Origin of the sequence: Georgenia satyanarayanai (genome assembly GCF_900116375.1) — a bacterium.
GTDB lineage: Bacteria > Actinomycetota > Actinomycetes > Actinomycetales > Actinomycetaceae > Oceanitalea > Oceanitalea nanhaiensis.
On the sequence record NZ_UETB01000001.1, the window covers coordinates 320,761 to 341,789 of the forward strand.

General features: G+C 70.6%; 18 protein-coding genes and 1 pseudogene. 15 read left to right on the forward strand and 4 right to left on the reverse strand.

The window, feature by feature from the left end; genetic code table 11:
- Positions 1-74 precede the first annotated feature (74 nt).
- Positions 75-599 (forward strand): DUF421 domain-containing protein, encoded by a 525-nt coding sequence (locus tag DSZ44_RS01425; protein WP_110850803.1) that lies wholly within the window; start codon positions 75-77, stop codon positions 597-599.
- 125 nt (positions 600-724) lie between these two features.
- Here DSZ44_RS01425 and DSZ44_RS01435 read toward each other — a convergent pair whose 3' ends face one another.
- Positions 725-1,084, reverse strand: a complete 360-nt coding sequence (locus tag DSZ44_RS01435; RefSeq protein WP_110850804.1) for an ArsC/Spx/MgsR family protein — start codon at positions 1,082-1,084, stop codon at positions 725-727.
- 122 nt (positions 1,085-1,206) lie between these two features.
- On the opposite strand from DSZ44_RS01435, the gene DSZ44_RS01440 reads away from it, so the two are divergent.
- The 14 genes from DSZ44_RS01440 (at position 1,207) to DSZ44_RS01505 (ending at position 18,006) form a co-directional block, all read left to right on the forward strand.
- The gene (locus DSZ44_RS01440; RefSeq protein ID WP_110850805.1) at positions 1,207-2,565 is read left to right on the forward strand and encodes an MATE family efflux transporter; all 1,359 of its coding nucleotides are present in this window, start codon (positions 1,207-1,209) and stop codon (positions 2,563-2,565) included.
- An 84-nt stretch (positions 2,566-2,649) separates the two neighbouring features.
- Positions 2,650-3,339 (forward strand): hypothetical protein, encoded by a 690-nt coding sequence (locus DSZ44_RS01445; protein WP_110850806.1) that lies wholly within the window; start codon positions 2,650-2,652, stop codon positions 3,337-3,339.
- Positions 3,336-3,566, forward strand: coding sequence for a helix-turn-helix domain-containing protein (locus DSZ44_RS01450; protein WP_110850807.1), 231 nt, complete (start codon positions 3,336-3,338; stop codon positions 3,564-3,566). The genes DSZ44_RS01445 and DSZ44_RS01450 overlap by 4 nt, the downstream gene beginning before the upstream one ends.
- A 280-nt stretch (positions 3,567-3,846) precedes the next feature.
- Positions 3,847-4,389 carry a hypothetical protein gene (locus DSZ44_RS01455; protein ID WP_110850808.1) on the forward strand — a complete coding sequence of 181 codons (543 nt, stop codon included), beginning with the start codon at positions 3,847-3,849 and terminating at the stop codon, positions 4,387-4,389.
- A 15-nt stretch (positions 4,390-4,404) separates the two neighbouring features.
- A complete protein-coding gene (locus tag DSZ44_RS01460; RefSeq protein WP_110850809.1) occupies positions 4,405-5,391 on the forward strand; it encodes a DUF2332 domain-containing protein in 987 nt (328 codons plus the stop codon).
- Positions 5,392-5,512: 121 nt separating this feature from the next.
- Complete coding sequence (locus DSZ44_RS01465; RefSeq protein ID WP_181424496.1) at positions 5,513-6,748, forward strand: DUF6880 family protein; 1,236 nt, start codon at positions 5,513-5,515, stop codon at positions 6,746-6,748.
- A gap of 223 nt (positions 6,749-6,971) precedes the next feature.
- Positions 6,972-8,516 (forward strand): ABC transporter substrate-binding protein, encoded by a 1,545-nt coding sequence (locus tag DSZ44_RS01470; protein ID WP_110851294.1) that lies wholly within the window; start codon positions 6,972-6,974, stop codon positions 8,514-8,516.
- A gap of 8 nt (positions 8,517-8,524) precedes the next feature.
- The gene (locus tag DSZ44_RS01475) at positions 8,525-9,493 is read left to right on the forward strand and encodes an ABC transporter permease (protein WP_110850810.1); all 969 of its coding nucleotides are present in this window, start codon (positions 8,525-8,527) and stop codon (positions 9,491-9,493) included.
- The gene (locus DSZ44_RS01480) at positions 9,490-10,371 is read left to right on the forward strand and encodes an ABC transporter permease (RefSeq protein ID WP_110850811.1); all 882 of its coding nucleotides are present in this window, start codon (positions 9,490-9,492) and stop codon (positions 10,369-10,371) included. The genes DSZ44_RS01475 and DSZ44_RS01480 overlap by 4 nt, the downstream gene beginning before the upstream one ends.
- Complete coding sequence (locus DSZ44_RS01485) at positions 10,368-11,558, forward strand: anhydro-N-acetylmuramic acid kinase (RefSeq protein ID WP_110850812.1); 1,191 nt, start codon at positions 10,368-10,370, stop codon at positions 11,556-11,558. The genes DSZ44_RS01480 and DSZ44_RS01485 overlap by 4 nt, the downstream gene beginning before the upstream one ends.
- Positions 11,555-12,526 (forward strand): ABC transporter ATP-binding protein, encoded by a 972-nt coding sequence (locus DSZ44_RS01490; RefSeq protein ID WP_110850813.1) that lies wholly within the window; start codon positions 11,555-11,557, stop codon positions 12,524-12,526. The genes DSZ44_RS01485 and DSZ44_RS01490 overlap by 4 nt, the downstream gene beginning before the upstream one ends.
- Positions 12,526-13,533 (forward strand): ABC transporter ATP-binding protein, encoded by a 1,008-nt coding sequence (locus tag DSZ44_RS01495; RefSeq protein ID WP_110850814.1) that lies wholly within the window; start codon positions 12,526-12,528, stop codon positions 13,531-13,533. The genes DSZ44_RS01490 and DSZ44_RS01495 overlap by 1 nt, the downstream gene beginning before the upstream one ends.
- Before the next feature lie 42 nt (positions 13,534-13,575).
- Positions 13,576-15,147, forward strand: a complete 1,572-nt coding sequence (locus tag DSZ44_RS01500; RefSeq protein WP_112133029.1) for a serine hydrolase domain-containing protein — start codon at positions 13,576-13,578, stop codon at positions 15,145-15,147.
- Between the two features lie 753 nt (positions 15,148-15,900).
- A complete protein-coding gene (locus DSZ44_RS01505; protein ID WP_110850815.1) occupies positions 15,901-18,006 on the forward strand; it encodes a GmrSD restriction endonuclease domain-containing protein in 2,106 nt (701 codons plus the stop codon).
- A 574-nt stretch (positions 18,007-18,580) separates the two neighbouring features.
- Here DSZ44_RS01505 and DSZ44_RS01510 read toward each other — a convergent pair.
- The 3 genes and pseudogenes from DSZ44_RS01510 to istA form a co-directional block, all read right to left on the reverse strand.
- Positions 18,581-18,830 (reverse strand): annotated as a pseudogene (locus DSZ44_RS01510) (transposase); the annotation flags it as partial.
- Positions 18,831-18,924: 94 nt separating this feature from the next.
- On the reverse strand, positions 18,925-19,710 hold the full coding sequence (gene istB, locus DSZ44_RS01515) for an IS21-like element helper ATPase IstB (RefSeq protein WP_110850816.1): 786 nt from the start codon (positions 19,708-19,710) through the stop codon (positions 18,925-18,927).
- Positions 19,707-20,981 carry an IS21 family transposase gene (gene istA, locus DSZ44_RS01520; RefSeq protein ID WP_110850817.1) on the reverse strand — a complete coding sequence of 425 codons (1,275 nt, stop codon included), beginning with the start codon at positions 20,979-20,981 and terminating at the stop codon, positions 19,707-19,709. Before istA ends, istB begins: the two co-directional genes overlap by 4 nt.
- Between the last annotated feature and the right edge of the window lie 48 nt (positions 20,982-21,029).

The window sequence follows — 21,029 nt, forward strand, 5'->3', positions numbered from 1 at the left end:
CGCTGGTCCGTCCCGGATCTGGCCGGCGCGCTCACCGCCTCGCCCGTGAGCGGCGGCGGTGCGAGGGTGGCGAGATGAACCTCGACTACTTCTGGACCGGATGGTCGCCGATCCTGCACACCCTGCTCATCGCCACGGTGGGCTACCTCGTGCTCCTCCTCATGCTGCGGGCGACCGGGCCCCGGACGATGGCGAAGATGACGCCGCTGGACTTCATCATCGCGGTGACGCTCGGCTCGGCCTTCGGGCGGGTGATCACCGCCGTCGACGTCAGCCTCGCCCAGGCACTGGCGGCCCTCGCGCTGCTCGTGCTGCTGCAGTGGGTCCTGGCCGCCGGGCGGGCCCGGTGGACGTTCATGCGGCGGGTCATGGACTCCCCGCCCGTGCTGCTGTACTACGACGGCGAGATCCAGCACCGGGCGCTGCGCCGGCACCGGCTGACCGAGGCCGACGTCCACACCGCCGCCCGGCAGTCCAGCCAGGGCTCCCGCGCCGGGGCCCAGGCCGTGGTGCTGCACCAGGACGGGTCGCTGGGCGTCATCTCCGAGGGGTCGATGGGGGACGGCTCGAGCCTGCTGCCCTACGTGGAGCGCGGCTGAGGCGTCAGACCCCGGCTTCCGCACGTGAGGCGCTCACCAGCCGTTCGACGAGCTGGTCCGGGATCGGCTTGCGCGGGGAGAAGGTGACGCCGGTCTTCGTGGCCTTGAGCCCGGCGGCGGGCCCCTCAGCCGTCGGCGAGGAAGGCGGCCACCCGGTCCTTCGGGCGGCCGATGATGGCCCGGTCGCCACGGACGAGAACGGGACGCTGCATGAGCCGCGGGTGCTGGACGAGCAGGTCGGCCACCTGCTCCGCCGTCGTGATGTCGTCTGCAGACAGGCCCTGCTCGGCGAAGAACGCGTCCTTGCGGACGAGGTCCGCCGGCGGGTCCTCGAGCTTGGCGACGAGGTCGAGCAGCTGTGCCCGGTCCAGCGGTGTCCTGAGGTACTGCACGACCTCGGCGTCGACCCCAGCGTCCGCGACGGCGTCGACGGCGTGCCGGGAGGTGGAGCAACGGGTGTTGTGGAGGACGGTGAGCTCGGCCATGGCAGCCAGCCTACGGAGCCGGCACCCGCAGCGGCCTCCGTACGGCCCCGCGCCCCGGTCTCTGCCTATAGTGACGCCGTCCCGGGACCGGGCCGCGCGCGCTTCGGAGGGGGCTGAGGAGCATGACCCGGACGGGGCGGGGACACGACTTCACCCAGGGCAGCACGCTGCGGCAGCTTGTCGTCTTCTCGGCGCCGATCATGGCGGCGAACCTGCTCCAGACGTCCTTCCAGATCGTCGACAGCCTCTGGATCGGCAACCTGCTCGGCGCGGACGCGCTCGCCGCCGTCGCCGTCTCCGCCGTCATCGTCTTCACCGCGCTGTCCTTCGTCATCGGGATGAACAACGCGGCCCTGACGATCCTGTCCCAGCAGCGGGGGCGCGCGGACGAGCGCGGCCTGGAGCGCTACCTCAACGCCTTCGTCGTCACGCTGCTCGTGCTGTCCGTGGTGGTCGGCGCCCTCGGCTACGGGCTCTCCGGGGGCCTGCTCGGGCTGCTCGGGACGCCGGAGGAGATCGTCGCGCCGGCGCAGGAGTACCTGCGCATCACCTTCCTCGGGATCCCGTTCCTCTTCGGGTACACCTTCCTCAGCACCGTGCTGCGGGCGGTGGGGGACAGCCGCACGCCCATGCGGTTCGTGCTGGTCGCGGTGCTGCTCAACGTCGTCCTCGACCCGCTCCTCATCCACGTGCTCGGGCTGGGCGTCCGAGGCGCCGCCGTCGCGACCGTGCTGTCGCAGGGGATCGCGTTCGGCTACGGCCTGGTCCACGTGACCCGACGGCGGCTCGTCCCGTTCCGGCGGCCCACCCTGCCCGCGGGGGCCGAGGTGCGCACGATCCTGCGCCTGGGGATCCCGGCGGGCCTGCAGATGGCGGTGATCTCGGCCGGCGCCGCGGCGATCACGAGCGTGGTGACGGGCTTCGGCCCCGCCGTCCTCGCCGGGTACGGCGCCGCGCAGCGGATCGACTCGCTCATCATGCTGCCCGCCCAGGCGCTGGGGATCTCAGTCTCGAGCATGGCCGGGCAGAACATCGGCACCGGCAACTGGGACCGGGTGGGCCGCGTCTCCCGCGTGGGTGTCGTGTACAACCTCGCGATCATGACGGCGGTGGCCCTGGTGGTCGTGGCGCTCGCCCGGCCGGCGGTGTCCCTGTTCGTCCGCGAGCCCGACGCCGTCGAGTTCGGCACCCAGTACCTGCGCATCGTGGCGCTGTGCTACCCGTTCCTCGGGATCAACTTCGTCCTCAACGGCGTGGTGCGGGCGGCCGGCGCGATGTACCAGGTGCTCGTGCTCAACATCATCTCCTTCTGGGTGCTGCGCTTCCCGCTCACCGCACTGTTCGCCCGCCTCTCCGGGGAGAGCGGCATCGCCCTGGGCATGGGGGCGAGCTTCATCGTCAGCAGCGCGATCGCCTTCCTCTACTACCGGTTCGGCCGGTGGCGGGAGACGGAGCTGTTCGCGGAGGCGGAGCGCCGGTAGCGCCGCACGCAAAGGGTCTTGTGCCCGCGTCCTCCGGGGCATATCGTCTGCCGATATTATCGCCATTCGATAAGGGGGCCGGCCATGAGCCGACTGCTGGAGCTGCTGCTCAAGGTGTGGTCCGGTGTCCTGGTGGCGAGCGCCCTGCTGTGGGTGCTGCCGAACGCCGTGAGGCACTGGATCGCCGAGCTGTCCGGCGGGTTCCTGCGCACGCAGTTCGGGCCGACCGACGCCCTGTACGGCGGCATACGGATGGGCGCCTACTTCACCGACGGCACCGTGGACCGCCTCGTCGACGCCATGCGGCAGAACATGATGCTCGCGGCCCACGAGGCCAACGGCATGGGGTTCCGCAACCAGGGTGACGTGAACATCGGGTGGGTCCTGCAGTTCTTCCCGTCCGGGTGGCAGCACGTCGTGCACGCCGCGCTCACCGTCATCCCGCTGCTCGTCATGGCCGTCCTGTGGTGGTGGCTCGCCACCGCCGTCGCCCAGAGCCGCCGTCGGGAGGTGTTCAGTCTCGCCAGCGCGCACAAGCTCACGGTCGCAGGCGCCGTCATCGCGCTGGGCGGGCCGCTGCTCGCCCTCGCCACCTGGCTGCTCTACCGGTGGGTGCTGGAGACCTCGCAGTTCGGCGCGCGCGCCGAGATCCCCGCCTTCGATCTGTCCGCCGTCCCGTGGGGCGCCGTCGCGGCCGGGCTGGCCCTGGTGGTGCTCGGCACGGTGTGGCGCAAGGGCGCCGTCAAGGAGCGTGAGCTGGCAGGACTCGTGTGAGCCCGGCCGACCTCGACGACGGGCACCGGATCCACTGCCGGCTCGACGAGCTGCTCGCGGAACGGGGCATGACGCTGACCGAGCTGGCCGACAGGGTCGGCATCACCGTCGTCAACCTCTCAGTCCTCAAGAACGACCGGGCGCGGGCGATCCGCTTCACCACGCTCACCGCGATCTGCGAGGCGTTGGACTGCGACGTCGGTGACGTCCTGCTCGTGGGGGAGTGACGGCGTCGTGTTCTCACACTGAGGACGACGGCGGCGCAGCCTCCCTGCCCAGGTGGGTGCGCCGTCGTCGTGGTCGATGGAACCGGTCATGACGATGTCCTCGAAGCGCCGTCGCGGCCCCGAGAACCACGAGACCGGCGCGCCACCCCATGGCGCGCGCCGCACCAGCAGGGCCGCCGCGACGCGGGCGAGGATCATCTCGCCGCAGATCCGGTGTGCTGCGCGACCGCGCTCCGGCAAGATCGGTGGCCCTGGACCGAGCGCACGGACGGATCTCGCCATGACCGCAGCACACGTCACCCCCGACCCCACGATGGAGGCGATCAACGCGGCCGTCGTCCGCGCGCACCGAGGGGACGTGGAGCGGGCACGTGGGAACCTCCTCGCCATCTGGCATGACATCGGTGTGGCAGGCGACGCGCTCCATCGCTGCACGCTCGCGCACCATCTCGCGGACCTCGTCGACCACCCCGCCGAGTCGCTCATGTGGGACGTCCGTGCACTCGATGCTGCGCACGCGCTGAGCAACGAGCGCCTCCAGCAGCACCACGCAGACCTCGAGGTTGCCGGCTTCTACCCGAGCCTCTACCTCAACCTCGCCGATGACCTCCGCCGCCTGAGCGCGTTCTCCGCGGCTGCCGACCAGCTTGCCGAGGCCTCACGGCACCTCGCAGCACTTTCCGAGGGCCCGTACGGCGACACCATCCGCATCGCCCTCGACGAGGTGAACCGGATGGTCGCCGAGGGGGACACCTCGCGGCGGGACTCTGCGCCCGGTCCCCGCTCGGCCGGTAGGTCTCGCAGCCCCGGTCGTCGTGCCTGATGCAGACTCGGACAGATGGACCCGACCATCCACCAGGGACAGCGACCCGTCGCCGAGGTCTACCGGCTCTTCGCCGAGCGGGAAGCCCGCGGCGCCTCACCGGTCTACGAGGCGTGGGCAAGCCGGATCGCGGAGGACGCCGCGGTGCTGGCGCGGCTCGAGACGCTGCCGCCGGGAAAACGGCAGCCCAACCTCGTCCTCGCCGCCGCACGCTGGCACGGGGCGGGGGAGGAGTACCGGTCCGTGCGCGAGACGCTGCTCGACGGCTGGCCCGCCGTGCGCGAGACGATCCTCAGCCGCGCGACCCAGACGAACGAGGCCGGCCGCTGCGCCACCCTCCTGCCGTTCCTCGCCGAGCTGCCCCAGCCGCTCGCCCTCCTCGAGGTGGGCGCCTCCGCCGGGCTGTGCCTCCTCCCGGACCGCTACTCCTACCGGTACGACGACGGTACCTCGCTCGACCCCGACGACGGGCCATCCGACGTCGTCCTCGAGTGCCGGCTCGGGGAGGGAGTCACCGCGCCGACGGCGATGCCGCAGGTCGCGTGGCGTGCGGGCCTCGACCTGGCGCCGGTGGACGTCACCGACGCCGACGCACGCGCCTGGCTCGAGACCCTCGTCTGGCCGGGGCAGGAGCTCCGACGGCGTCGGCTGGCGGCCGCGCTCGACGTCGCCCGCCGCGAGCCGCCCGCCATCGTCCGTGGCGACCTGCTTACCGACCTCCCCGCGCTCGCGGCCACCGCACCCGCGGACGCGACACTCGTCGTGTTCCACAGCGCGGTGCTCGCCTACGTGCCCGCCGACGTCCGCGACGGATTCGTCGACCTGGTCACCGACCTGCCCGGGCACTGGATGAGCAACGAGGGCCAGGCGGTGCTGCCGGAGGTGTGGACGGCGCGGGACCGCGCCGACGGGAGGTTCCTCCTTGCCGTCGGCGGTGTCCCGCGGGCGCTCACCGGCCCGCACGGGGCGTCGGTGGACGGGCTCGGCCGAGCCGCAGGCTGAGAGGCGGTCACCCTCGGACGCGGCCCTTGTGCAGCGCACCCGAGACGCCGCGAAACTGTCCGGTCGTGCCGAAGCTCCGGCTTCTTGTGAAGGCCGACGGAGACATGGAGGATCGGGTCCCGTGACCTCGCCACACCTGGCCGACGCAGTCCTGCCCCTCATCCGCACCCGTGCCGACCTTCATCGGTGGAGCGCGGCCAATGCGCACGGCACCCAGATGCACGATGCCGTCGACATCCTCGAGGACGCCGTCAAGTCGGAGGATCCGGCCACCGTGTACGCCGTCACCCACAAGGCACTGGCGTCGGCGGTCAAGGTGATCGCGCGTGCCGACGACTCCAGCGGCATCATCGGCGATGCCTGCCGCCGCCTGCTCGACCTCCACCCGAAGGCGGCCGCTGCCGCGCATGTCCCGTCCCGCAAGCTCGTCGACTGGATGATCGCGTTCCAGTTCGACGGCGACGTCGACTACTTCGAGCTCGACCCCGTCGCCTACGCCGCGGCACTCGGGGACCAGGGAGTGGCCACATACCGGGCGCGACTCGCGGAGATCTCCGACGGCCTCGGGCCGGTGCCCGCCAACGCCGAGCCGTGGGGGGTCCCGAACCGGCACGAGCGCTGGGTCCTCGAGTGGAACGAGCGCCGGCTGGCGGTCCTTCACCGTGACGTCGAGGCGATCATCCGCACCCACGCCCGGGACCGGAAGGTCGCCGCGTGGCTGCAGGACACGGCTGAGGCGTTCGAGGAGATCGGCGCGTTCGACCTGGCCATCGACTGGGCCAGACAGGCGGCGCGCTTCGATCTCGGCCACCAGTCGCTCCGGGCCGCCGACTACTGGTGCACGCTGCTCGCCGAGCACCGCCCGGCGGAGCTGCTCGAGGCGCGTGTCGAGGTCTTCCGTCGCTGGCCGACGTCGAGCACCGCGGCCGCGCTCCACCGGGATGCCAGAGACGCGTGGCCGGTTCATCGCGAGGAGGTCATGGAGCGGCTCTCCGCCAGCCCGCGCGACGCCGTGCTCTTCGCGCTCCACCCCCTCAAGGAGGTCGAGCTCGCCTGGGAGATCGCCCACTCGCTGGCGCTGGAGGCCGACGACGTCTGGGAGCGGCTTGCCAAGGAGTACGCGAAGACCGACCCACTGGCCGTCCTGCCCGTTCTCGGCCGGCTGGTCGAGCGTGACCTCACGCAAGCCGACGCGCAGCGCTACCGCGCCGCCGCGCGACGCCTCGCGAGGATGCGGCACCTTGCCGCCGGCAGCGACGAGGCTGCCGGTGTCGACCGGTTCGTCGCCCAGCTGCGCGAGTCTCACCGTCGTCGACCACGCCTTCAGCAGGAGTTCGACCGCGCAGGGCTGCCGTAGCCAGGCGCGAGTGACAGTCGCCCTCGCAGTCGACGCACGTCCGACGGTGGAGGCGCGCGAACGGCTGCTTTCCCACCACCACGGTGCGAGACAAGAGACTTACGTAGGAGCCTCGGACGTGGAAGAACTTGACGCAGGCATAGGTGCGCGGGACAGTGGCGTCTGACCCGGTGAGGACCGGGACATGCGAGCGGCGTCGATGCCGTCTGACGGGGAGGTCAGCATGAGGAACGTCCACAGGTCACCAGTCCGTGCGGCGGCAGCGTTCGCCGCGACGGCTCTCGTCCTCGCCGGCTGCTCCGGCGGCGGCGACGACGGTGGGTCGGACGACGACGGCGGAGGCGACACCCTCGTCGTCGGTGTCACCAGCGACCCGGACACGCTCTTCCCCTGGAAGGCGACCCAGTTCCAGGCCATCGACGTCCTCACCAACCTCTACGGCACCCTCACCGAGCTCGACGCCGACCTCGAGGTGGTCCCCGGCCTCGCCGAGGAGTGGGAGGTCTCCGAGGACGGCCTGACGATGACCTTCACCCTGCGCGAGGGCGTGACCTTCCACGACGGCTCCGACCTTGACGCCGGTGACGTCGTCCACTCCCTCGAGTCGGTCATGGCCGAGGAGACCGCCGCCGTCGCCGCCGCGACCCTCGGCTCGGTCGAGTCCGTCGAGGCACCCAACCCCTCCACCGTGGTCCTCAGCCTCTCCGCGCCGGACTCCTCGATCCTCGCCGGCCTGGCGAGCGTCAACCTCGCGATCCTCTCCTCGGAGGACACCGAGCAGGACCTCACCACCGCGGCCAACGGCACCGGACCCTTCGAGCTCGGTGACCGCACGCCCAACCAGTCCCTCACCGTGACGTCCTTCGCGGACTACTGGGGCGGGGCACCGGAGCTCGAGGCCGTGGAGTTCCGTGTCATCCCCGACGAGACGTCGATCGTCTCGGCGCTGCAGTCCGGCAACGTCCACCTCGCCGTCTTCGACGACCCGCTCGTCGCGCAGAGCGCGGAGAGCGGAGGCGTCGAGATCACCGAGACGCCGCAGCTCGCCTACCACGCGCTGCAGCTCAACGGCCGGCAGGCGCCGCTCGACGACGTCAACGTCCGCCTCGCCATCCAGTGCTCCATCGACCGCCAGGAGGTCCTCGACACCGCCGCGCAGGGCGCCGGCGAGGTCATCGGCCCGATCACCTCCCCGGCCTACCTCTCCGACCCGGACGCCCGCCCGTGCCCCGAGCGGGACTACGACCAGGCCCGCGAGTACCTCGCCGAGGCGGGTTACGAGGACGGCCTGGAGCTCGACGTCATGGTCTCCCAGGGTGAGTACGCCACCTCGGTCAACGAGGCGCAGAACATCCAGGCCCAGCTCGCCGAGGCGGGTATCACCGTCAACCTCGAGGTCCTCGAGATCGGCGCGTACGTCGACCGGTGGGTGGCCGCGGACTTCACCGCCGCCGTCGCCCTCAACGGCGGGCGGCCCGACCCGGAGGGGATGTACGGGCGCTACTTCCCCTCGACGGGCAACCTCAACCAGGTGGCCGGATACAGCTCCGACACCCTCGACGAGCTCTTCGCCCAGGGCCGGCAGACCGCCGACCCGGAGGAGCGGCGCGCGATCTACGACGAGGTCTCCCAGGAGCTCGAGGACAACGCGGTGTGGATCTGGCTCTTCAGCTCCTACAGCTTCACCGCGACGCAGGCCGACGTCGAGGGCTTCGTCCCGATGGCCAACGGGTCGCTGCAGAGCCTGCGCGAGACCACCCTCGGCTGATCGCCGGCATGCGCGTCGTCATCCAGCACCCGGTGCTGCGCCGGGTCCTCGAGGCCCTGGGCACGCTGCTCGGCGTCGCCGTCCTCGTCTTCATCATGATGCGGGCGCTGCCGGGGGACCAGATCACCGCGTCCCTCGGCACCGAGGCCGCGGCGCTCACCCCCGCGCAGCGCGAGGCGCTGGAGGCGTACTACGGGCTCGACCAGCCGCTCGTCGTCCAGTTCTTCACCTGGCTCGGCAACGTGCTCACCGGCAACCTCGGCGTCTCCACCCGCACCGGGCAGTCGGTGCTGGAGATGACGGCGGCGTCCCTGCCGGTGACCATCGAGCTCGCCGTCATCTCGACGATCCTCGGGATCGCGATCGGCGTCCCGCTGGCGATCTGGTCGGCCTCGAGGCCGAACTCGGTGCGCGACGCGAGCGGCCAGCTCGTCGGTCTCGCCGGCCTGTCGATCCCGGCGTTCCTGCTCGCCTCGGTACTCCTGGCGACGTCGGCGCGCTTCCTCGGCTACAACCCCAACGCCGAGCAGTTCGCCACCCTCTTCAGCGACCCGTGGCTCAACCTCCAGCAGATGCTCATGCCCGCGCTCGTCCTGGGCTTCGGGCTGGCCGCGCCGATCATGCGCACGGCGCGCTCGGCGATCCTCGAGGTCCAGACGCAGGACTTCGTGCGCACCGCCCGCGGCAAGGGCGTCAAGCCGCGCGTCGTCCAGTTCCGTCACGTGCTGCGCAACGCGACCGTCCCGATCCTCACGATGACCGGCATCCAGTTCGGCTACCTGCTCGGTGGCGCGGTCGTCGTCGAGGAGGTGTTCTCCGTGCCGGGGATCGGTCGCCAGGTGCTCACCGGCATGCACCAGCAGGAGTTCGCCCTGGTGCAGAGCACCGTCCTCGTCATCGCGCTGTCCTTCGTGCTCGTCAACCTGCTCACCGACGTCCTGTACCGCGTCGTCGACCCGAGGGTGAGGCAGACATGACCGCCGAGATCACCGCCGACGTCCCCGTCCGCAGCCGCCGCCTCGGTGGCGCGGTCAAGCGGGTGCTCGCCAGCCGCAACGGGCTGGTCGGCGCGCTCCTCACCGTGCTCGTCGTCGGCATCGCGCTCGCCGCGACCCTCGGCGTGTTCGGCGATCCCGTCGCGCAGGACCCGGCCGTGCGGATGCAGGGCCCCTCGGGCGAGCACTGGTTCGGCACCGACCAGTTCGGCCGCGACGTCTTCGCCCGCGCCGCCGCCGGGGCGGCGAACTCGCTGCGCATCGCAGTCGTCGCCGTCGCCCTCGCCACGCTCGTCGGCACCACCGCGGGGCTGGTGGCGGGTTACTTCAGCGGGTGGTCGGGCCGCGCGATCCTCGGGCTGACGAACGTGCTGTTCGCCTTCCCGCCGCTGCTCCTCGCGCTCGCGCTCGCCGCGGCCGTCTCGCGCAGCTGGCTCACCATTGCCGTCGCGATCGCCATCGTCTACACCCCGATCTTCGTCCGCGTCACGCGCGGGCCGGTGCTCTCGCTGCGGGAGGCGGAGTTCGTCAAGGCCGGCACCGTGCTCGGCTTCTCGACGGCGCGGATCCTGCTGCGGCACGTGCTGCCGAGCATCACCGCGATCGTCATCGTCCAGGTGACGCTCTCGCTGTCCTGGGCCGTGCTCACCGAGGCCTCCCTCAGCTTCCTCGGGCTCGGCACCCCGCCGCCCACGCCGTCGCTCGGGTCGATGGTCCTCGAGGCCCGCTCCCTCGTGACGACGGCGTGGTGGACCATGGCCGCGCCGGGCGCCGTCATCGTGCTCCTCGTCGTCGGGCTCAACCTCCTCGGTGACGGCCTGCGCGACGCCCTCGACCCGAAGAACGAAGGGAACCGATGAGAGTCCTCGGCATGATCTCCGGCACCTCCCACGACGGCATCGACGTCGCCGTCGTCGACTACGACGTGGACGACGACGACGCGACGGCGCTCGTCGGCACCGTCCTGCACACGGGGAGCGCACCGTACGAGCCTGGGCTGCGTGCCCGGCTGCTCGCCGCGCTGCCGCCGGCCGGGACGACGCTCGCGGAGGTGTGCGAGCTCGACACGCTCATCGGGCAGGCCTTCGCTGCCGCGGCGGCGGGCGCGATCGCGGCGGCCGGGCCGGTGGACCTCATCTGCTCCCACGGGCAGACCGTCTACCACTGGGTGGAGGGCGGGCGGGCACTCGGGACGCTGCAGCTCGGGCAGCCGGCGTGGGTCGCCGAGGCCACCGGCGTGCCGGTGGTGGCGGACGTGCGGGCGCGGGACGTCGCGGCCGGCGGGCACGGCGCCCCGCTCGTCTCCTTCCTCGACTCCCTCGTGCTGGCCGACGGTGAGGGGACCGCGGCGGCGCTCAACCTCGGCGGGATCGCCAACATCACCGTCGTCGGCCCGCGGGGAGTGCTCGCCTACGACACCGGGCCCGCCAACGCGCTGCTCGACGTCGCCATCCTCGACCGCGGCGCCCACCCGGCCGGCTACGACGCCGGCGGCGCGATCGCCGCGACCGGCACGGTGGACGAGGACCTCCTCGCGCTGCTGCTGCGCGACGACTACTACGCCCAGCCGGCGCCGAAGAGCACCGGCAAGGAGCTCTTCCACGCCGGCTACCTCCGGGCGGCGCTGGAGGAGCACGGCCGCGAGCTGAGCACCCCGGACCTGCTCGCCACCCTCACCGCGCTCACCGCCCGCACGGTGGCGGACGAGCTGCGCGCCCACGGCGTCACCCGGGTGCTCGCCTCCGGGGGCGGGGCGGCGAACCCGACGATGCTGCGGATGCTCGCCAAGGAGGTGCCCGGCGTCGAGGTGCTCACCACCGACGTGCTCGGCCTCCCGGCCGACGCGAAGGAGGCGATCGCCTTCGCCCTCTTCGGCTGGTGCACCGCCCACGGCCTGCCCGCGACCGTGCCCTCGGCCACCGGCGCGCGCGGCGCGCGGATCCTCGGCAGCATCACGCCGGGCGCCGGCCCCCTGCGTCTGCCTGAGCCGGTGGCGCAGGAGCCGCGTCGCCTGCGGCTGCGGACGGCCACGGAGGGGGCTCGATGACCGCTGAGGTGCTGCTCGACGTCCAGGACCTGCGGGTGAGCGCCCGTGGCAAGGACGACGTCGAGATCGTCCACGGCGTCGACCTCCAGCTGCGGCGGGGGGAGATCGTCGGCGTCGTGGGGGAGAGCGGCTCGGGCAAGTCGCTCACCATGCTCGCACTCATGCGGCTGCTGTCCCGGCCGCTGGAGATCACCGGCGGCAGCGTCACCTTCCAGGGCCGCGACCTCGCCGGCCTGCGCGAGGAGGAGATCCGCGACCTGCGCGGCCGCGAGATCGCCATGGTCTACCAGGACCCGATGACCTCCCTCAACCCGCTCATGCGGGTGGGCGACCAGGTGGTCGAGGCGCTGCGCGCGCACGGGGTGCCCAAGGCCGAGGCGCGTGAGCGCTGCGTCGAGCTCTTCGCCCGCGTGGGCATCCCCGACCCGGCGCGCACCGTGCGCGCCTACCCGCACGAGTTCTCCGGCGGGATGCGCCAGCGCGTCGTCATCGCGATGGCCCTCGCACTGCGGCCCACCCTGCTCATCGCCGACGAGCCGACGACGGCGCTCGACGTCACCATCCAGCAGCAGATCCTCGCGCTCGTCGCCGAGCTGCAGGCCGAGCTGGGGATGATGACGATCTGGGTGACTCACGACCTCGGCGTCGTCGCGCGGCTCGTGCAGCGCGTCGTCGTCATGTACGCCGGGCGGGTGGTGGAGGACGCGCCGGTGGAGCGGCTCTTCGCCGCCCCGCAGCACCCCTACACCGAGCGGCTCCTCGCCTCCCTGCCCAACCCCGCGGACGACGAGCGCCCCGCCCTCGCGCAGATCCCCGGCCGGCCCGCGCTGCCCACGGACCACATCGAGGGCTGCCCATTCCGGCCGCGCTGCCCGCAGGCGCGCGACGTGTGCCTCGAGGAGCCGCCGCTCATCCGGCGCGGCGAGAGCCTCACCCGGTGCTGGGTGCCCCCGGAGGAGTGGACCTGATGCTCGAAGCGGTCGACCTCGTCAAGCACTACCCGGTCCGCGGCTCGCGTGACCCGGGCGCCGTCGTCCACGCGCTCGACGGCGTGTCCCTCACCCTGCGGCCGGGACGGACGCTGGGGATCGTCGGCGAGTCCGGGTGCGGGAAGTCGACGCTGGCCAAGGTGCTCGTGCGGCTCGAGGACCCGACGTCGGGACAGGTGCTGCTCGACGGCACCGAACTCACCGCGCTGCGCGGCGCCGCCCTGCGCGAGCAGCGGCGTCGGGTCCAGATGGTCTTCCAGGACCCGAACGCCTCGCTGAACCCGCGCCGCACGGTGGGGCAGACGCTCACCGAGGTGCTCGAGGTCCACCGCATCGGCACCTCGCGCAACCGGCGGCAGCGGGTGCGGGAGCTGCTCGACATGGTGGGCCTGAGCGACGTGTTCGCCGAGCGGTACCCGCACCAGATGTCCGGCGGGCAGCGGCAGCGGGTGGGGATCGCGCGGGCGCTGGCGGTCGAACCGTCGATCGTCCTGCTCGACGAGCCGGTCTCCGCGCTCGACGTGTCCGTGCGGGCGGAGGTGATGAACCTGCTCGTGCGGCTGCGCGACGAGCTCGACCTGTCCTACGTGTTCATCAGCCACGACGTCGCGATGGTGCGGCAGATCAGCGACGACGTCGGGGTCATGTACCTCGGCAAGGTCGTGGAGATTGGGCCGTGGAAGCCGGTGCTCGACGAGCCGCTGCACCCCTACACCCACGGCTTGCGCGGGGCGGTGCCGGTGCCGGACCCGAGTGTCGCGCAGCCGATCTCGGCGACGGTGGTGGGGGAGGTGCCCAACCCGGCCGACCCGCCGAGCGGCTGCACCTTCCACCCGCGCTGCCCGCTGCGCGAGGACGTGTGCGTGGCGCAGGTGCCGCCGCTGACCGACGCGGGGACACCGCACCCGGTGGCGTGCCACGTGGCGCAGCGCGAGGGCGGGCGGATGCCGCTGCTGCTGAGCCGTGCACCGGGCGCGGTGAGATGACGGCGCCGCCGGCCGGCGGACGCCTCGACCAAGGGGGAAGCGATGGAGCTGACGAGAAGGACGACGGCACGGGCGGCGGCGCTGCTCGCGGTGCCGGCACTGGCGCTGGCTGCGGGGGCTCCTGCCGTGGCTGAGACCGATCTGCCGCCCGAGGGGCAGGTGGTGCTCGAGCTGTCCGCCGAGCCGCGCGACAGGGACGAGCAGAGCGCGACGTTCTACTCGCCGCACGGCCACGCGACGTTGCGGGTGGCGGCCGAGGGCCGCGCGGCCGGTCAGGTGCGCGTCAACGGCGAGGTGGTGCCGGGTGCGACGGCGGCGCTCGGCCGCGGGCGGGACGCCGTCGTCGACGTCTCGGAGCTGGTGGAGGCGGGGGAGAACACGGTGGAGGTGCGGGTGGTGCGCGGGGGCGCGTCCGTGAGCGTCGACTTCCCCGAGCTCGTCGACGTCGACCCTGCGGACGTGGGGGTGGACCCGGCGGTGCTCGCGCGGATCGACACGGCGGTGAAGAGCCGGCTCGGTCTCGAGGACACCGACCGGTACACCGGCGCCGTCGCGCTCGTGGCGCACCGGGGTCAGGTGGTCTACGAGAAGGCCTTCGGGGACGCGCAGACGCACGACGGCGCTGACCTGCTGGCCGAGCCACGGCCCGCGACGGTCGACACGATCTTCGACATGGCCTCGATCACCAAGGTGGAGGCGACGACGGCGGCGGTCATGCGGCTCGTCGACGAGGGCCGGCTCGACCTCGACTCGCGGCTGGACGAGCACCTGCCCGAGTTCGAAGACGAGAAGGGCGCGATCACCGTCCGCCAGCTCATTACCCACCGCTCGGGCCTGTGGGAGTGGCAGCCGACGTACCTGCACGGGCGCAACCAGGAGGAGGTGCTCGACTTCCTCACCGAGCTCGACCTGCGCTACGAGATCGGTAGCCAGCGGCGGTACTCGGACATCGGGTTCATGCTGCTAGGCGTCATCGTCGAGCGGGTGAGCGGGCAGCCGCTGGACGAGTACGTGCGCGAGCACGTCCACGAGCCGCTCGGGATGACCGACACGTCGTTCCGGCCCGACCCGGCGCTGCGCGACCGCATCGCCGCGACCTCGCTGGGCAACTCCTACGAGTACACGATGATCGAGACGGGTAGCCCGTACCCGATCGTCGGCGACCTCTCGCCGGAGGCGTTCACGGACTGGCGTGACTACACGCTGGTGGGGGAGGTCAACGACGGGAACGCCTGGTACGGGTGGGAGGGCGTGGCCGGTCACGCCGGTCTGTTCTCGACGGCGCGGGACCTGGCGATCTACGGGCAGACGCTCGTCAACGGCGGCGGATACGGAGATGCGCGGCTCGCCTCGGTGGAGACCGTCGCGCAGTTCCTCGAACCGCAGTACGACGCCGGGCAGGTGCTCGGGTTCTGGTCCAACCGGCTCTCCTTCGCCGGCCTGCCCGGCGGGTACGGGCACAACGGATTCACCGGGACGGAGTTCCTCTTCGACCCGGAACGGGAGCTCGTGGTCGTGCTGCTGACCAACCGGCTGCACCCGGACCGGGGGCCTGCGAGCATCACAGCGGTCTGGCAGGAGGTGGCCCGCGCGGCGCTGGAGGTGGCTGGGTGATGGACTGTTCCATTTCTCGCGGCCTTGAGGTAGGCGAACGCTCAAAGAGCCGGCTGAGCGTTCGAGTCTGTCTTGGGCCGGTCCCAGGGTCGTCGGTTGATTCCCAGTGCCCTCGCCACGTCTGCCATTCGCATCCCGGCTCGCCGAAGCTGCCGCCGGCTCGCCAACCTTGTCGAGATTCAGTGGATGGCGAAGGCAGCGGAACACCGCCGTCTCGACTTCTGTCAGTGTTCTCAGACTTGCTGCGGATTGCCAATGTCGAGCCCAACGTTGGCTGACACCAGTCTGGCTTTGCCGGATTACGCGGTACCGGGCATGAGCTCAGCTCAGCAAAGAGTAGAGCGGCAAGGTGCGTCGGACGGTGGAAGAGCCAGTCCTACCTGCCGCAACGAGGGTGCCCACATCACGACTGTTGGGACTCGTCTGCGCTTTTCCGACATGCAGAGGTGGGTGTCGTAGTGCGACTTAGCCCACGATCGAGCCACGCGGGTCGTCGCCATAGATTGCATACAGCCCGGGAAGCCGTGGCACGTGCCGGACCGCGTCCCGATACGGCAGCGTCAGGTCAGCCAACGACTCGAGCGCTTCGGCGACCGCCGCATCCGTTGCCATGCGTCCATCTTGCCCGCGGCCGTCCTGGCGGAGCCCGCTGTGTGCCTCCGGGCCGGCAAGTCAACCGGCCGTCTTGGCGTGATAGAGAATCAGTATCGTAGAGCATGCCCCGGAAACCACTACCGAACCGAGGAGCAACCCATGGCTGAGACCTTCGGCCACCATCCGTGGACCGTCCAGGATCTTGTCGCTGGAGTGTCGTCCGGTCGGGTGAGGCTTCCCGACATCCAGCGGCCCTTCGTGTGGGGCAACGCCAAGGTTCGGGATCTGGTGGACTCGATGTACCGCGGTTTCCCAGTGGGGCAATTAATGTTCTGGGAAAACGCGGCCGCCGAGCACACGAAAGCGATCGGCATCGACACCAAGTCTCAAAGTAGTTCGATGCAGGTCGTTGACGGCCAGCAGCGGCTTACCTCGCTGTATGCCGTGGTCCACGGCCAGAGAGTCCTGCGCGAGGACTACTCCGAAGAACTCATCGTCATCTCGTTCAACCCGTTGACGCAGCGGTTCTCCGTCCCGGACAGTGCAACCAAGCGGTCCTCAGAGTGGATCCAGGACATCCGTGAAGTGTTCGAATCTGCGATCGACGCAAGGTCCAAGTACCTCGACGGGCTGGAGAGGGCCCGTGATCTCGACCGGTTGGACCGGGGGACCGAACGGGCTGTGGAGATTGCCATCAACAAACTCGCTGACGTGCTCAAGTTCAGTTTCGAGGTCGTTCAACTCAAGGAGCAAGTCTCGCGCGAGACCGTGGCCGACATCTTCGTGCGGATCAACTCGCAGGGAGCCACTCTGTCGTCGGCGGACTTCATCCTGACCTGGCTCTCGGTATTCTGGGAGGAGGGTCGCCACGAGATCGAGGAGTTTGCGCGCCGGTCGCGGTTCACGCCTCAGGAGATGACCCGCTCGACCGGAGAGAATGTGCGCTGGACGCCCAAGAATCCGTACCTGACCCTCGATGCCAACCACGTGCTACGTGTCGTGGTCGCCGTCGGCAACCGGCGTGCTCCCCTTGGTGATGCATACAACGCCCTGCGGGGCCGCAACCCCAGGACGCGTGAGATCGTCCCCGAGGAGCGGGAGCGGGAGCTTGAGAAGCTCAAGGACGGGCAGGCCCGGGCGCTCGATCCCAAGCACTGGGACGAATACCTCAAGGTGATTGAGCGCGCTGGTATCCGGACCAGCTCGATGGTGACCTCGAAGAACACCGTGATCTACGGCTACGCACTCTGGCTGATCGGCCGCACCGAGTTCAACGTGCCAGTCGACGAGTTGCGGGAGGTTATGGCCCGCTGGTACTTTATGGCCCAAATCACCGGCCGGTTCTCCGGCAGCCCCGAAACCCGGGCCCAGGAGGACCTGAACCGCCTCGATGGGCTGGCACGCACACCCCAGGTTTTCAAGGAGGTCATCACCTCCCAGGTGGACACCACACTCACCGAGGACTGGTGGAGTGTCACGCTGCCAGACAACTTGTACACGTCAAGCACGACGAGCCCGGCGTTCACCGCATACCTTGCCGCGCTAACGATCCTGGACGCCGAGGTGTTGCTGTCGACCCTAACGGTTAAAGATTGGATCGCCCCTTCTCGGCGCCCGGTGAAGGGCGTCGAGAAGCACCACCTGTTCCCAAAGGCCTACCTCAAAGCACACCTCCACATCACCACTACTCGGCAGATCAACCAGGTCGCCAATCAGGCTCTCGTGGAGTGGTCGGACAACATAGACATCTCCGACGAGGCGCCCAGCTGCTACTGGCTCCAGCAGGTGGCAGGCAAGACCATCGGCGATGAGCGACTGTCCAGGCAGATGTGGTGGCACGCCCTACCCGAACTCTGGACAGAGATGGAGTACCAAGAGTTTCTGGTGGCACGCCGCAAGCTCATGGCCCAAGTCACCCGGGAGGGCTTCCGCAAGCTCTCGGACCCGAACTATCAGCCGCCGTCACCAGCCAGGGTCGCCGCCTCAACGTCGGAGCCGCAATTGCCATCTTTCGACGAGCTCGTGCATGCAGAGATCATCCCAGCGGGTACCTACCTCACACCGGCTGACGGCGAGAAGGACTCCATCGCCGAAGTTACGCAGGACGGCATGATCCTGCTCGACGATGTCGAGTACCGCACACCGGACCTGGCGGCTCACGCCGACGGAGCGGACGACGCAAACGGTTGGGACTACTGGAGCGTGGAGCTCGAGGAACCTATGCTCTTGTCGGAGTTAAGAGCACGCGGAGGCGAGCCGGCCTGACATGTGGCGGGTGGGGCCTCTCAAATGCGGGTCCCACCCTTCGGTCGCAATGCACGCATATGCCTTTTGAGCCATGCAAACCTCGCGTCGCGCCGACCAGCGGCCAGCCGACGATCGCGTGGCGCCAGTTGACTCCCAGGTCCCGCCCGCCTGGTTGGCCGAACAACGCGCCTTCGCCACCTAAGACGACGCCGGCGGCTTTCCCGACCTCGACGGCGGCGAGGACGGCCGGCTCACCCACGCCGTGAGCGACGTGGCCGGCCTGCCGTGGACGAGCACCGACCGCACCTGGGTGCTCACCGCCTCCCGGCGCCAGGGCGCGAGCGCGGCGACGGAGTCACCTACTGTTGCACGGGCGGCAGTGAGCAGGGCGGTGAGGTGGGGGGCCGGTGGTCGCCGGGGGCTGGGGCTGCAGGGGGAGAGTCCGATCACCAGCCCATCCTGCGCTTTGGCTACTCCTCGCGCGCACGTCGCCGATGGCTCACATCGCCGCTCAGTGTGTGCCGGCACTTAGGACCCAGGATCATCAGAGGGGCAGAGGCCTCATACGGGCTCTTCGGACTTCCGGTGGGGATCAGATCTTGAGTCCTCCGGCGACGAGGAGCATGCGGAGTCGGTAGTTGTCGCCGGTTGCGGTAGCCGCGAGCGAGGCGGCGATGGAGCTCGATGATGCCGTTGATCGCCTCAGTGCCGCCGTTGTTGGACCGCTCGGTGGTGAAGTAGGCCAAGAACGCGTCCTTCCAGCGGCGTAGCGTCCGCCCGAGGCGCGCGATCTCGGGGACCGGGCAGGTGTGGAAGATCGCCAGGATGCGCTCGGCCATCGCGCGCCCGGCGCTCAGGTCAGCGCTGTCAACGCCGGGTGAACTCTGACCCCCTGTTGCCGATCGAAAGTTGACCCCCCGGGGTCGTTGTTGATGGTCAGTTGTTGGTGCTCGCTGGCGGCGGCGTGGTGGCTCGGTGCCCGCGGGTGCGGTAGGAGTCCCCGTCCAGGGCGATGACGTGGGCGTGATGGACGAGGCGGTCGATGGTCGCGGCGGCGACGACGTCGTCTCCGAGGGTTTCGCCCCACCGGGAGAAGCTCAGGTTGGAGGTGACGATGACCGAGCCGGTCTCATATCTGGAGGCGATGAGCTGGAAGAACAGCGAGGCCGCGGTGGCGTCGAATGGCAGGTATCCGACCTCGTCGATCACCAGGAGCCGGTAGCGGTTCAGTTTGCGCAGCTCGCGGTCCAGGCGGCCCTCGGCGTGCGCGGTGGCCAGGCGGGTGATCCATCCCGTGGCGGTGTCGAACGCGACGGGGTAGGAGGCCTCGGCGGCCTTGATGCCCAGCGCGATGGCGAGGTGGCTCTTGCCGGTCCCGGGCGGCCCGAGCAGGACGAGGTTCTCGCGTTTGGCGATGAACGTGGTCGTGGCCAGGTGAGCGATGAGGTCACGGGTGGCGGCCGGGACGTGGTCGAAGGTGAAGTCCTCGATCGTCTTGACGGCGGGGAAGTGCGCCGCGGAGATCCGCATCCGGGTCCCGTTGGCGGTCCGGGAGGCGACCTGGCGGCCCAGGACGGCGGCGAGGTACTCCTCGTGGGACCAGCCCTCGGCGCGGGCCTGGTCTCCCAGCGCGGTGAAGGTCTCGGTGATTACCGGGGTCTTGAGCTCACGGGCCAGGAACGCGACCTCGCTGCCGATGTCTCTTCGGGTGGTGGTGCTCATCGCACGATCTCCAGGTGCCGGCCCGTGCCCTCAGCCGCTGCGGTGGGCGGGGTGAGGGAGAAGAGGTCGTCGTAGTCCGACAGGGCCCGGACCCCGACCACCGCCCCGGCCTTGGCCGCCGGCCCGCTCACGGCGGCCGAGCGGCCTCGGTAGGTCTGGCGCAGGACTCCCGCGGCGGTCACGTGGGCCGGATCGGTGATCGTGCGGCGGGTGTCCCAGCAGCGCTCATGGGCGGCTACGACTTGCCCGGCGCAGGTCACTGCCACCTCGGTGAGGCCTGCGGTGACGTCGACGAAGCGGCCGATGACGGTCGGGTCGACGGAGTAGTCGTTGCCCAGCACGCGGACGTAGTAGTCCCGGCCCAGCCGCACCCGGTCCCTCATGCCAACCGAGGGGGCGACCGGGGGCAGGTCCATCATCGCCGCCGCGTCGTTGCCGACCTGCAGTCCGGGCTGGGTCCCGGTGCGCCGCAGCGTCCGCTGGTTCGCCCGCGGGAGCCACTCCTCGAGCTGGGTGTTGAAGTCGGCCGGGGAGGTGAAGGTCCGCCCGGGCAGGAACGAGGTCTGCAGGTAGCCGTTCGCGCGCTCGACCACGCCCTTGGCCTCCGGGTCACGGGGCCGGGTCTGGTAGATCCGGGTCCCCAGCGTCCCAGCGAACGCTCGCGCCCCGACGGTGAGCCGGTGGTGCTGGCCGATGCCGGCCTCGTTGTCCCACACCAGCGTCTTGGGCACCGCGCCCAGCGTCCCGGACAGCAGGTGCCACATCCCCGCGAGCAGGTCCCCGGTGGTCCGCGAGGGCAGCAGCACGGCCATGATGAATCCCGACCACGCCGCGACCATCGTCAGCACCGGCGGAGCGGCCATCACCCCCGGGCTCACGGGCACGATCTTGGCCGGGAACCACAGGTCGCACTGCACGATCTCCCCCGCCCGGTACTCAGTGCGGTCGGCCGGGTCAGCCGGCGCGAACAACGGCCGCAACTGCGCGACCCTCGCGCGCAGCACCGACGCCGAGTGCTCCCACCCGATCCGCTCCGCGATCACCGACGCCGGCATCGTCGGCGTCTGCGCCAGCAACGCCCGGATCTGCCCCTCGAAGGCATCCACGCGCGACCCGGCCGGCTTGCGCTCGTACTTCGGCGGGGTGTCGGCCGCCAGCGCCGCCCGCACGGTGTTCCGCGCGACACCGACCTGCCGGGCGATCGCCTTGATCGCCATGCCCTCCGACCGATGCAGCCGTCGGATCTCAGCCCAATCCTCCACGTTGATCACTCCCTCACTCTGTCCGAGGGGGTCAACATTCACTCGGCACCAGGGGGT